This window comes from Brachybacterium sp. NBEC-018, from assembly GCF_024860185.1.
Classification (GTDB): Bacteria; Actinomycetota; Actinomycetes; order Actinomycetales; family Dermabacteraceae; genus Brachybacterium; species Brachybacterium rhamnosum.
In genome coordinates, this window is sequence record NZ_CP100650.1 from 326,763 (window position 1) to 339,131 (window position 12,369).

General features: G+C 75.9%; 12 protein-coding genes. 7 read left to right on the forward strand and 5 right to left on the reverse strand.

What is annotated here, in order from left to right:
• Positions 1 to 164: 164 nt before the first annotated feature.
• From NLU66_RS01485 to NLU66_RS01510, 6 genes are all read left to right on the forward strand, one after another.
• A complete protein-coding gene (locus NLU66_RS01485; RefSeq protein ID WP_259361190.1) occupies positions 165 to 1,106 on the forward strand; it encodes a hypothetical protein in 942 nt (313 codons plus the stop codon).
• 1 nt (position 1,107) lies between these two features.
• The gene (locus tag NLU66_RS01490) at positions 1,108 to 1,896 is read left to right on the forward strand and encodes a ferritin-like domain-containing protein (protein WP_259361191.1); all 789 of its coding nucleotides are present in this window, start codon (positions 1,108 to 1,110) and stop codon (positions 1,894 to 1,896) included.
• A gap of 125 nt (positions 1,897 to 2,021) precedes the next feature.
• Entirely contained in the window at positions 2,022 to 3,212 is a 1,191-nt protein-coding gene (locus NLU66_RS01495; protein ID WP_259361192.1) for a DUF1611 domain-containing protein, read from the forward strand.
• The gene (locus NLU66_RS01500) at positions 3,202 to 4,959 is read left to right on the forward strand and encodes an ABC transporter transmembrane domain-containing protein (protein ID WP_259361193.1); all 1,758 of its coding nucleotides are present in this window, start codon (positions 3,202 to 3,204) and stop codon (positions 4,957 to 4,959) included. Before NLU66_RS01495 ends, NLU66_RS01500 begins: the two co-directional genes overlap by 11 nt.
• Complete coding sequence (locus tag NLU66_RS01505) at positions 4,952 to 5,536, forward strand: hypothetical protein (RefSeq protein WP_259361194.1); 585 nt, start codon at positions 4,952 to 4,954, stop codon at positions 5,534 to 5,536. The genes NLU66_RS01500 and NLU66_RS01505 overlap by 8 nt, the downstream gene beginning before the upstream one ends.
• Positions 5,533 to 6,438 (forward strand): hypothetical protein, encoded by a 906-nt coding sequence (locus NLU66_RS01510; RefSeq protein WP_259361195.1) that lies wholly within the window; start codon positions 5,533 to 5,535, stop codon positions 6,436 to 6,438. Before NLU66_RS01505 ends, NLU66_RS01510 begins: the two co-directional genes overlap by 4 nt.
• 47 nt (positions 6,439 to 6,485) lie before the next feature.
• Here NLU66_RS01510 and NLU66_RS01515 read toward each other — a convergent pair whose 3' ends face one another.
• The 3 genes from NLU66_RS01515 to NLU66_RS01525 all read right to left on the reverse strand — a co-directional run bounded on the left by NLU66_RS01515 (position 6,486) and on the right by NLU66_RS01525 (position 9,294).
• On the reverse strand, positions 6,486 to 7,037 hold the full coding sequence (locus tag NLU66_RS01515; RefSeq protein WP_259362620.1) for a hypothetical protein: 552 nt from the start codon (positions 7,035 to 7,037) through the stop codon (positions 6,486 to 6,488).
• Between the two features lie 83 nt (positions 7,038 to 7,120).
• Positions 7,121 to 7,825, reverse strand: coding sequence for a response regulator transcription factor (locus NLU66_RS01520; RefSeq protein WP_259361196.1), 705 nt, complete (start codon positions 7,823 to 7,825; stop codon positions 7,121 to 7,123).
• The gene (locus tag NLU66_RS01525; RefSeq protein ID WP_259361197.1) at positions 7,822 to 9,294 is read right to left on the reverse strand and encodes a sensor histidine kinase; all 1,473 of its coding nucleotides are present in this window, start codon (positions 9,292 to 9,294) and stop codon (positions 7,822 to 7,824) included. Before NLU66_RS01525 ends, NLU66_RS01520 begins: the two co-directional genes overlap by 4 nt.
• A gap of 98 nt (positions 9,295 to 9,392) precedes the next feature.
• On the opposite strand from NLU66_RS01525, the gene NLU66_RS01530 reads away from it, so the two are divergent.
• Positions 9,393 to 11,369: an MGH1-like glycoside hydrolase domain-containing protein gene (locus NLU66_RS01530; RefSeq protein WP_259361198.1), complete on the forward strand. Its 1,977-nt coding sequence runs from the start codon at positions 9,393 to 9,395 to the stop codon at positions 11,367 to 11,369.
• Here NLU66_RS01530 and NLU66_RS01535 read toward each other — a convergent pair.
• Positions 11,339 to 11,866, reverse strand: a complete 528-nt coding sequence (locus NLU66_RS01535) for a GNAT family N-acetyltransferase (protein WP_259361199.1) — start codon at positions 11,864 to 11,866, stop codon at positions 11,339 to 11,341. The two genes, NLU66_RS01530 and NLU66_RS01535, sit on opposite strands and share 31 nt — an antisense overlap.
• 26 nt (positions 11,867 to 11,892) lie before the next feature.
• Entirely contained in the window at positions 11,893 to 12,363 is a 471-nt protein-coding gene (locus NLU66_RS01540; protein ID WP_259361200.1) for a ribose-5-phosphate isomerase, read from the reverse strand.
• Positions 12,364 to 12,369: the final 6 nt, after the last annotated feature.

The following is a 12,369-nucleotide window of genomic DNA, read 5'->3' on the forward strand; positions in this document are numbered from 1 at the left end:
CTACCAACGAACCCTTCGGACATCTTGGGGAGACCGGGGCCACCCCGGAACGCCCCTCACCGGGCGCGACGCCGAACCTCCGGAGCCGTAGGATGGACGCGGTGCCCAGGGTCCCCCGGGACTCGTCCGGTCACCGTCGGCAGGCATGGTGAGGAGCCCCTTTCGTGACGATCAGCGCGGGCGCGACGATCCGACCTGTCACGGACCCCGCACGCGGGCTCCGCGACGGGCACCTCCACCTCGACGACAGCATCGACCGCGTGGTCGTGACCGACGTCGACCTCGACGGCTACCTCGAGACACCCCACCGTCGGCTCCCCGTGGACACGGCCGCCGTGGCCGCCCAGCCCCTCGACCCGGCCGTCGCGCGCACGCTCGGCGTGATCCAGCGGCTCGAGGGATCCGCGCTCGCGGAGTCCCGCGCCATGCTCGCCACCTGGACCGGCAACGAGGCCCGCGTGACCGCGTTCCTCGCGACCTGGCTCGTGGAGCGCTACTGGCAGGCCCGGGCCCTGCGCGACGTGCTCACCCTCGACGACCCCGTCGAGCGCCCCCGCCCGCTCGCCGCCGCCGGCCCGGCCACGACGCTGCGCCGGATCCACGTGGCCCGCGTGCAGCCCCTGCTCTCCCCGCTGTGGACCGTGCTCGCCGGCGAGGCCGTCACCGCCGGCCACATGATGCGCCTCGCCATCCAGGAGACCTGGCTGCGCGAGGCCCTCACGCTCCTCGCGGGACGGCTCGACGGGGAGGCCCGACGGGTCGCCCTCGAGGTCGCCGGCCGCCACGACGACGCGATCGAGTTCCTCCGCGCGGAGGCGACCGCCCGCGTCACCCGCTCGCGCCGCGAGGCGATCGCCGCACGGCTCGTGCTCACCCTCGACGATCCCCTGCACGGCGGCGGCGTCCCCGACCCGGACCTGCCCGCCGCCCTCGCCGAGCTCGGCGCCGATCCCGCCGCCCTCGCCGCCCTCGACCGCGCGCGCCACGACCTGACGCGCCTCCTGCCCGGGGCGGACCTCCCCCTGGGCCCCTCCTCCCGCGTGAGCGCGCGCACCCGCGCCGCCCTGCCCTCGCTCACCGCTCGCGCCTCCGGAACAGGAGCCTGAGATGGCCTTCGACCTCGACAAGTTCACGACGACCTCCGAGCCGCTCCAGTACGACGACCTCGACTTCTCCCTCTTCGAGAGCCAGCCGCTGGACGAGGCGACGCTGCGGGACCTGCGCTACATGTGCGACGTCGAGTTCCACACCAGCTGCTACCTGCGGGACATGCTCGTCACCCCCTCCCACCACGAGGAGGACGCCGGCGGCTTCATGACCATGTGGAACCGCGAGGAGTTCTGGCACGGCAAGGCCCTCGCGGACGTCCTCGCCCGTCACGGCATCGTCGTGGACTACGACGAGGTGAAGGCCAAGCGCGTGAAGCTCGGCTGGTACAGCTCCCTCGCCGCCTTCAAGCAGTCCGCGCTGACGAACCTCGCGGGCACCGACTTCGTCGCCGTCCACATGACCTGGGGCGCCGCGAACGAGCTCTCCGCCGTCGCCGCCTACCGCCGCCTCGCCGCGATGGTCGAGCACCCCGTGCTCTCCCCGCTCCTGCAGCGCATCGCCCAGCAGGAGACCCGGCACGTCGCCTTCTACACGACGCAGGGCCGCGAGCGGCTCGAGGCCTCGACCGCCGCGCAGAAGCTCACCCGCATGATCCTCGCGAAGGTGTGGCGGCCCGTCGGCTCCGGCGTCATGGACGACTCCGAGGTCAAGCACGTCATGGGCCACCTCTTCGAGGGGCACTTCGACGAGCTCGACAAGCTCGACAAGCGCGTCCAGAAGATGCCCGGCCTCGAGGGGCTGACGATCTTCCGCGGAGCCTTCGCACGCCTCGGTCTGGTGGCCTGACCAGGCGCTCCGCCGTCTGAGAGAGCTCTCATCGGCCGCTCATCGCGGCCTCACCCCTCCGCGGTCCACTTCTCGGGTCAGCAGCCGGCAGCGTCCGGCCCCGCGCCCCGCCCGAGGAGTCCCCCATGACCACGATCGACCGGTCCGCCGCCCCCGCCCCCGCCCGCACCGCTCAGCCCCTCCCCGCGCCCGTCGGCGTCGACCAGGCGCCCACGCCGCTGCGCACCCGGCTCGAGCGGGCCAAGTTCGCCTACTCCACCCGCACCGTGCCCGCCCACCTGCGCCGGGCCGAGCAGCTGCGCCTGCTCACCGGGGACCACACGCCGCAGGCCGGCCAGGTGGTCCTCGCTCGGATCGACGAGATCGGCCAGCACAAGCGCATCGAGAGCCCCGCCTCGCGGCGCCGCACCCTGTTCCCCGGGGACGAGATCGTCGTCGCCTACGGCTCCCGCTACGCGGCGGACCAGTTCCTCGCGGTGCTGCCCACGGACCTCCGCCCCTGCCACCTCGCCGCGGCCGGCGGCCTCGCCTCCCTCGTCGTGGACCGCCATGCGGCGATCGACGAGCCCACCGCGATCACCCCGATCGGCGTGCTCGCCGACGAGCACGGGCCGATCTCCCTCGAGCGCACCTCCGCGCACCGGGTGCTGCCGGGGATCGGCGAGCGCGCGGGGCGCCCCGGCCACCGCGTGCCCGTGATCGCCGTGCTCGGCACCTCCATGAACTCCGGGAAGACGACCCTGCTCGCCCAGCTCGCCCACGGCCTCGTCGCCGCGGGGCTCGAGGTCGCGGCCGGGAAGGCGACCGGGACCGGGGCCGGCAACGACCACGGCCTGTTCGTCGACGCCGGCGCCCAGCGGGTCCTCGACTTCACCGACTTCGGCCACCCCTCGACGTTCCGCCTCGACGCCGCGTCGACGCGCGACCTGTTCCTCTCGATGGTCGACGAGCTCGCCGGCGGTGCCCGGCGGCCCGACGTCGTGCTCGTCGAGATCGCCGACGGCCTCTTCCAGGGCGAGACCGCCGAGCTGCTGCGCCATCCCGCCTTCACCGAGGTCGTCGACGCGGTCGCCTTCGCGGCCTCCGACGCGCTCGGCGCCGTGGGCGGGGTCGCGGCGCTGCAGGACCTCGGGCACGTGCCGACCCTCGTCTCCGGCCTGCTCACCGCGTCCCCGCTCGCCACCGCGGAGGCCCGCCGCGCGATCGAGGTGCCCGTCGTGCCGACCCTCGACCTGGGCCGTCCCGAGATCGCCCTCCCGCTCGTCGCCGAGCTGCTCGCGGAGGGTGAGCGGGAGGAGGCCGGGCGTGCCTCCTGAGGTGGGTGTCCGCGAGGCGCGGCGCACGGAGCGGGCCGCCCGCGCCGCCGAGGACGGGCTGCTCCTCGACCCGCCGCCGCTGCCGCCGCTGCTGCGGGGCGCACGACGGCGCTGGATGGCCGCGCTGATCGGCCTCGGCGTGCTCCAGGCGGGGCTCGCGGGGCTCTCCGCCTGGGCGCTCGTGCAGCTCCAGGCCGCGCCGGCCGGGCTCGGCCCGGTGCTGCTGCGGGCCCTGCTCGTACTCGTCCTCGCGGCGTTCGCGGTGGGCGGGCTCACCGTCCAGCAGCGGGTGCTCGCCGAGCGCCTCGGCCAGGACTACGTGCACGAGCTGCGGCTGCGGCTCGTCGCCGACGCCCTCGCCCCCGGCCACCGGACCGGTCTCGGCGTGACCGTCGCGCGCACCACGAACGACCTCACGGCCGTGCGCTCCTGGGTGAGCCAGGGCATCGCCCCGCTCGCCGTGGGCCTGCCGCTCATCGCCGGCGGGATCCTCACCCTCGGCGTGCTCCATCCCCTGCTCGCCGCGACCGCCGCGGTCGTGCTCGCCCTGTTCGCCCTGCTCCTGGGGCTCGTGGCGCGGCGGGCGCTCGTCTCGACGCGGGCCCTGCGCCGCAGCCGCGGGCGGATGGCGGCCCGCATCGCGGAGACCGTCACGGCGGCGGAGGCGATCCGCGCCGCGGGCGGCGGCGACCGGGAGCTGCGCGGGCTGCGCGAGTCCTCCGACGCCGTCGTCTCCCGCGCCGTGCACCGCGCCGAGGCCGTGGGCGCCCTCCGCGCCGCCGGGATCGTCGCCGCGACGCTGCTGACCCTGCTCGTCGCCGCCGCCGGGACCGCCCTCGCCCTGGGGCCCGGCATCACGGTCGCCGCGATGGCGGTGGCCGGGATGACCTCGACCCCTGTGCTCGAGATGGGCCGCATCGTCGAGTACCGCCAGAACCAGCGGGCCGCGCGGATGGTGCTCGGCCCCGCCCTCGACGCCGCCGACGAGCGACGGCGCACGGCCGAGCGGGCCCGGGAGGACTCCGCCCGGGCCCGGCCCCCGGCGGGGCTGCCCGCCCGCGGCGTGCACGTGGAGCTCCCCGGGATCACCGCCGACGGCCGCCCGCTGCGGGCGCTGCCCGGCGAGCGCGTGCACCTCACCTCGAGCGATCCCGCGGCGCCGTCGGCCCTGCTGCGGCGCCTCCTCGCGCCGGGGACGACGGTCGAGGGCGAGCACCGACCCGACGCGGTCTGGGTCGACGGGGAGAACCTCCGCGCCCTCGCCCCGCGCCGTGTGCGGGAGCTCGTCGGGCTCGCCGCGGCCGGCACCGTCTTCGAGCGCGGCAGCCTCGCCCGCGCCCTCCACTACCGCCGCCCGGACCTCGACGGCGCCCATGACCAGGAGGTCCTCCGCGCGGTGGGCCTCGATGCGGACGCCCTGCCGCGCGGGACCCGCACGCGCCTGCGCGGCGGCGGCGACCCGCTGGGCCGCGCGGACCGGGCCCGCCTCGCCCTCGCCCGTGCGCTCTACGGGACCCCGCCGCTGCTCCTCGTCGACGGTCTCGAGGGCGACCTCGACGACGCCGGCCGGGAGCGCCTCGCGGAGCTGCTGCGCCGCTACCCCGGTGTGGTGCTCCTCGTGGGCGGCGCCTCCCTCGCCGCGCGCATCGGCGCCCGTGAGCACCGCCTGCCGGGGACGTCCGACGGGCCCGTGGGACCTGCCCGCCCCCGCACCGCCGCCGACCACCAGGATGACGACGATGACTGAGCTGTCCCCGTCGCCGCGGGTCACCGGGGAGGACGTGCTCACGCTCGCCGCCCTCGCCGGCCTCGCCGCGCTGACCCTCTCCCCGCTGCGCCACTACCTGGGCCCGCCCGCGCAGGTCGCGAAGGAGAAGCACCGTCGCGACTCCTTCCCGCTCTCGACCTTCCCGATGTTCTCCGACGACCGCCGCGGGCGGATCGTCGTCCCCCACGTCATCGGCATCACCGCCGACGGCCGACGCGTGGCCCCGCACCACCGGCACTTCGGCGCGGGCGGGCTGAACCAGGTGCGGCGCCAGCTCGCACGCGCCGTCCGCCAGGGACGCGCGGGCGCCGTCGCCCAGCGCTACGCCGACTCCCTCGCCGCCGACCGCGCCGCCGGCCGCGCCGAGCGCTCCCCCGGTGAGCGGGCGATCACGCAGGTCCGCGTGGTGCGCTCCCGCTTCCTCTTCGACCGCTACGCGCCCGGCAGCCTCGAGCCCCACAGCGAGGCGCTCGCCGCCGAATGCCCCGTGGGCGGCACGGCCGTCGCCCACGGCACCGCCCGCCTGCCCCGCCACGACGAGGACGCCGCCCGATGAGATCCCTGCCCGCCCCGGTCAGCGCCCTCCTGCAGCGGGCGGCGGACCGCCTCGCCCCCGCCGCCCAGGCCGTGCGGCCCGCCGTCCCCCGGATCGGGGTGGGCTCCTTCGCGGTCCACGTCGGCCTGCGCCGACGGCCCATGCTGCGCGCCCTCCACCGTCAGGAGGCCGAGCGCTTCCGCCCCGTGGGCGTGGCCCGCGTGCTGCGCCGTCCGCTGCCGCCCCGAGTCGCCGACGCCCTCGCCGACGCCGCCCTCGTCGCGAGCGGTCTCGCCGCGCTCGGCGTGGCGCACCGGGTGACGGGTCCCGCCGCCGGCGCCCTGCAGCTGTGGACCCTGACCTACCGCAACTCGTGGGGGATGATCTTCCACCACGACAACCAGATGGTGGGCCATCAGATCGTGCTGGGCCTCGGCCCGAGCGCCGACGCCCTCTCGCTCGACGCACTGCTGCGCGGGCAGGTCCTGCCGGGCCGTTTCGACCGCCGCTACGGCGCGACGAGCACCGCCGCGGCGATCGTCACCGTCTCCGTCTACGTCATCTCCGGGGTCGCGAAGGTGCGAGGGCCGCTCGGCCTGCGCTGGGCGACGGGCGGCGTGCTCCGGGACCAGATCGCGGCCGACGCCGTGCGCAAGGAGCTCTTCGGCACCGCCCCGCCGCGGGCCGCCGCGCTGCTCCGCCGGGGCCGCGGGCCCTTCGGGCTGCTCGCGCTGACCTCGCTCGTCGTCGAGCTCGGGGCGCCCCTGGCCCTCCTGGACCCGCGCCTCGGCCGGGCCTTCGCGGCCGGCTCCTGGGGCATGCACGCGGGGATCCGCGTGATCATGGGCATCCGCTTCACCTACAACCTCTCCGGGATCTCCTCCCTGCCGATGCTCCCGGTGGGACCGCAGCTCGGACGCTGAGGGGCGGCGCGGCCGGTGGTGACCGGCGGGCGGTCCGACGTGAGGGGTCAGTCGTCGTCGGAGTCGTCGGAGTCGTCGTCCGCATCATCGTCATCGCCGTCGTCGTCCCCGTCGTCGTCGCACTCCCAGCCGTCGTCGTCCCACTCGCAGACGCCGGCCGGCGGCGCGGGGCGCGCGGAGGGCTCCGCGGGGCGCGGGGCGGGGTCACGGGTCGGCTCCGACGGCGCGGGCGCGGCGGAGGCCGGGCGCTCGGGCGCGGAGGACGGCCGCGGGGCCGGGGCCGTCGTGGGCTCCGGGGAGGGCTCGCCCTGCAGGGCGCCCAGGTCGCCCTCGGGCGCCGCGTGCGGGGGTGCGCCGGGGTCGACGCCGGGGAGCGGGACCGTGGCCTGGTGCCCGGAGCCCGAGGCCGGACCCGTCGCCGCGGGGTCCCCGGCGGCAGGGTCGCCGGCGGGCTCCGTCGCGCCGATGACGACCCCCGGCATGCTCTCCCGGCCGGGACCCTGCTCGGGCAGCACGGCGAGGCCCACCGCGGCGACCGACGCCGCCGCGAGGACCCCGATCGTGCCGATCATCCGGACGCGCGCACCTCTGCTGGCCATGCCCCCACCCTGCCCGGGGCCCGTGAGCAGGCCGTGAGCCGCTCATGAGAGAGCTCTCATGAACGGAGGTGCGGGTCAGGGGGTCACGCCGAGGCGGCGGGGTCCACGAGCTTGTAGCCGGCGCCGCGCACCGTCACGACCCGCTCCGCGCCGATCTTCCCGCGCAGGTAGCCCACGTACACGTCCACCACGTTCGAGGCGCCCTCGTAGTCGTAGCCCCACACCCTGCTCAGCAGCAGGTCCCGCGTGAGCACCTGGCGGGGACTCTCGAGGAACACGCGCGCCATCGTGAACTCGCGGGAGGACAGCTCCACCCCGCGCGGGGTCCCGTCCTCCCCCGGCGTCGTCGCGATGCGCGTGCGCAGGTCCAGGGACAGGTCGCCGAGGGTGAGCACGTCCCCGCCCGAGGCGGCCGCCGCGGTCCCCGCCTGCGCCTCCCGGGCACGCAGCTTCACCCGCGCGAGCAGCTCCTCGAAGCGGAAGGGCTTCGCGATGTAGTCGTTCGCGCCCTCCTCGAGCCCCTGCACCGTGTCCTCGACGCCGGTGCGGGCGGTGACCATGAGGATCGGGAGGCCCACGCCCATCCCTCGCAGCGCCCGCAGCACCTGGAAGCCGTCCATGCGCGGCAGACCCACGTCCAGCACGAGCAGGTCGAACTCCCCGCCGGAGGCGAGATCGAGGGCGGCGATGCCGTCCTCGACGACCGTGCAGGCGTAGCCGTTCGCCTTCAGGCCGCGCTCGACGAATCGGGCGATGCGGGGTTCGTCCTCGGCGACGAGGATCCTCATGCGGTGCTCCAGGGGTGGTCGGGGTCGGGTCGGGGCAGGACGAGGGTGAAGGTCGAGCCGTCGCCGGGGCGGGAGCGCAGACGCACCGTGCCGCCGTGGCCGCGCGCGATCGCGAGCACGATCGGCAGGCCCAGGCCGGAGCCGTCGCGGCTCGGGTCCACCCGGGTGAAGCGCTCGAAGATCCGCTCCTGGTCCTCGGGGGCGATGCCCACCCCCTCGTCGCGCAGGCGCAGGTGCAGCTCGAGCCCCTCCGGGCCGTCCACGAGCAGGCTGCCCAGGGTGATCCGCGAGCCCGGGGCGCTGTAGCGCACGGCGTTCGCGGCGAGCTGCACGAGCGCCTGCGCGAGCCGCTGCTCGTCCGCGAGGACCTCCCCCTCGGCGAGGGTCTCGAGCCGCCAGTCGCGGTCCGCGTCGATCCGCTGGATCCGGGCGAAGACGCTGCGGGTGAAGGCGCCGAGGTCCATGAGGGCGGGGCGCACGTAGTCGGGCCGCGCGGAGGCGGCGAGCTCCGAGAGGTCGCCGACGACGCGGCCCATCCGGTCCAGCTCGTCGGCTGCGATGCGGTGCCCCTCGCGAACGTCCTCGGGATCCTCCGGATCCGTCGTCTCGAGGGTGCCCTGCACGATCGTGAGCGGGGTGCGCAGCTCATGACCCACGTCGCTCATGAAGCGGCGCTGCTCGCCGAACCCCTCCTGGATCCGCTCGAGCATGCGGTTGAAGTTCGTGGCGAGCGCGGCGACGTCGTCGCGGGCCGACGGCACCGGCACCCGGTGCTCGAGATCGGCGACCGTGACCTCCTCCGTCGCCCGGCGCAGGTCCTCGAGCGGCCGCAGCAGCCGGCCCGTCACGAGCGCCCCCACGAGACCGGCGAGCACGATCGTCGCCGCCGAGAGCCCCGCGAAGGTCGCCGCGGAGGTCCAGATCGCCCGCCGCGGGGAGCCGACGTCGCTCGCGACCACGAAGACGCCCTCCGAGTCGTCGCCCCGCACCTCGACGGAGGCGACGAGCATGCGCACCTCGCGGCCGCCCACCGAGGTCGAGGTGAGGACCGTGCGGCCGGGCTCGTGCACCGCGAGCACGTGCTCGACCGTCGCGGCCGTGTCCATCTCGAAGTCCTGGGCGAGCGGCTTGTAGCGCGGCTCGCCGTCCACGATCGCGAGTACCGACTCGTGGTCCGAGGGCGCGGCGTTGACGGTCACCGTGCGCAGCAGCTCGTCGAGGTCGCTGTGCGCGGGCTCCCCCTCCTCGGTGGAGGTCGCGACGAGCTCGAGCTCGCGGTACTCCTGCCAGAGCTCCGCCTCGACCCGCTCCTCGAGGGAGCGCAGCTGCACCAGGTGGGCGAGGACGCCGGTGAGGACCAGGCCGCCGGCCATCATCGCGAGCATCGTCGCGAGCACGCGCGTGCGGACCGTCCGGCGTCGCCGCGCCGGCCGTGCAGCGGTGCCGGGGGCGGTCCTGACGCGGGCCATGGGCCCCATCGTAGGGGGCGGCGCGCCCGGGCCGGCCGCGGGTCCGGCGCCGTGCCGTGCGACGATGCCGGGGACGCCGTCGTCCGATCGGAGCACCCATGCCCGCCACCGCCCTGCGGATCGATCCCGCGCGCCCTCACCAGGGCCACCAGCCCTTCGTGCACGACCGGCTGCTCGTGCTCCGCGCGCCGCTGCAGATGTGGTCCGCCCCGGACGGCGCGCTGCGCGGCGAGGGGGCCGACGGCGTGTACCTCGGCGACACCCGTGTGGTCTCCGACCTGCGCCTGGAGCCGCACGCCCCGGAGGCCTCCGCAGCCCCGACGCTCTCCCCGCTCGGGGTGCAGGTGCGCTCGGCCGGGGAGGTCGTGCTGCGCGCCCTCGTCTCCGATCCCGCGCGGCGCACCGACCCGCTGCTCGTCCTCGAGCGGGTGCGCACCGCGAGCGCCGACGGCGTGGCGGAGACGCTCGTGCTGCGCAACGACGACGAGGTGCCTCGCTCCCTCGCCCTGCGCCTCGCCCTGCTCACCGACGGCGCGAGCATGTCCCAGGTGAAGGACCCGCGCATGCTCGACGCCACCGCGGCGGACCGGCCCGCGGCGGTCGCCGACGGGGACTCCGCCCGATGGCCGATCGGGGCCGACGGGAGCGCAGTCCTCCGGACCGCCGGTGCCCCGATCCACGCCGAGGGACCGCTCGTGACCTGGGAGATCACGCTCGAGGCGCCCGCGGGCGGGGAGGCCCGGGCGAGCTGGCGGCTCGACCTCACCGACCCGTCCGTGCCCTTCGTCGCCGCGAGCGCGCCGTGGCTGCCCGCGGGATCGCCGGCTCCCGGCGGCTCCGTCGGCCCCCACCACGAGGACCCCGAGCGGCGGGCCGTCACCCGCCTGCTCTCCCGCTCCCTCTCCGACCTCGACGCGCTGCGCCTCGAGCGGCCCGGCCGGCCCGAGCACCGCTTCCTCGCCGCGGGCGCCCCGTGGTTCCTCACGCTGTTCGGCCGCGACTCCCTCATCGCCGCCTCCCTGCTGCTCCCCGTGGACACCGAGCTCGCGGCCGGGACCCTGCGCATCCTCGCCGCGAGCCAGGGCACGCGGGTGGACCCGGGGACCGCCGAGCAGCCCGGCACGATCCTCCACGAGGTGCGCGCCCAGGGCATGGAGATGGGAGAGACCCACCTCCCGCCCGTCTACTACGGCACGATCGACGCGACGCCGCTGTGGATCGAGCTGCTGCACGACGCCCTCACCGCCGGCGCGGACCCGGCCCTGCTCACCGAGCTGCGGGGGAACCTCGAGGCCGCCGCGACCTGGCTCCTCGAGCACGCCGACGCGGACGGCGACGGTCTGCTCGAGTACCTCGACGAGTCCGGCCACGGCCTCGCCAACCAGGGATGGAAGGACTCCGGGGACTCGATCCGCTTCGCGGACGGCTCCCTCGCGACCGGCGCGATCGCCCTCGCCGAGGTGCAGGGCTACGCGCACGCGGCGGCGCTCCACGCGGCGGAGCTGCTGGGCACAGGCGATCTGGTGGAGCGGCTCCGGAGCTGGGCGGCGCGGCTGCGCGAGCGGTTCCAGAAGGCGTTCTGGTGCGAGGACGAGCTAGGCCCCTACCCGGCCCTCGCGCTCGACGGGGCGAAGCGGCCGGTGGACGGCGTCGCCTCGAACATGGGGCACCTGCTGGGCACGGGGATCCTCGATCCCGCGCAGGAGGAGGTCGTCGTGGCGCGGCTGATGCACCCCACGCTGTTCTCCGGCTACGGGATCCGCACGCTCGACACGACGAACGGGGGCCACGGTCCGCTGCGCTACCACGGCGGCAGCGTGTGGACCCATGACACGGGGTACGTGCTGCGGGGTCTGCTGCGCACCGGGCACGAGGAGGAGGCGCGCATCCTCGCCCGCGGCCTGCTGCGCGCGGCGGAGGGGTTCGGGGACCGCTTACCCGAGCTCTTCGGCGGGCATCCGGCCGCCGAGGTCGAGCCGCCGCTCCCCTACCCCGCCTCCTGCCGGCCCCAGGCGTGGGCGGCCGCGAGCGCCGTGCCGATCGCTCAGGCGCTGGGGCTGGTCCCGATCCAGTAGCGCCGCAGGGTGCGGCCGTCGTCGTCCTGCACCGCGTCCTCGAAGCGGCCGCCGCTGCGCTCGATCACCGCGCGCGAGGCGGGGTTCAGCTCGTCGCAGATCACGAGCACCTCGTCGATGCCGCGGCGGCGGGCGAAGGGGAGGATCCCCTGCAGGGCCCGCGTCGCGAGGCCGCGGCCCCGGGCCGACGGTCGCACCCCGTAGCCGACGTGGCCGCCGAACCGCGCAAGAAAGTCGTTCAGCTCGTGCCGCAGGGCGACGCTGCCGAGGTACTCGCCGGCCTCCACCAGCCAGCGGTAGGTGCAGGTGACGAAGCCCGGTCCGGCGGGCTCCGCCTCCTCGGCGAGCAGCTGCGCCACCCAGGTCTCGAAGCCCTCCTGCTCGAGCAGCGAGGCGGCGTCGCGGATGCCCGCGCCGTCCTGGTGGGCGCCGTCCCATTCGCGCATCGAGGTGCGGAAGGAGGGGAACAGGGCGGGGTCCGGGGCGACGAGGTCCATCGTGCGAACCTACCAAGCCGCCGGGCTCAGCCCTTCTCGAGGGAGCCGTCGTAGGCGCAGATCGCGTCGACCTTCTCCGCGGAGGAGGAGGTCGGGTCGAACTCGAGGTCGAGCCACACCTTCACGAGCTCCTTCGCGAGCTCGAGACCGATGACCCGCTCGCCCATGCACAGGACCTGCGCATTGTTCGAGAGCACCGAGCGCTGCACCGAGTACAGGTCATGCGCGGTGACGGCGCGGATCCCGCTCACCTTGTTCGCGGCGATCGCGACGCCGAGGCCGGTCCCGCAGATCAGCAGGGCGCGGTCCGCCTCGCCGGCGGCGACCTTCTCCGCCGCGGCGACGGCCACGTTCGGGTACAGCTCGCCGTCCTCGCGGCCTCCCACGCCGACGTCGGTCACGGACGCGACGCGCGGGTCGTTCTCGAGCAGCTCCTTCAGGGCGGACTTGTGGCCGTAGCCGGCGTTGTCGGATCCGGTGACGATGCGCAGAGCCATGGGAGG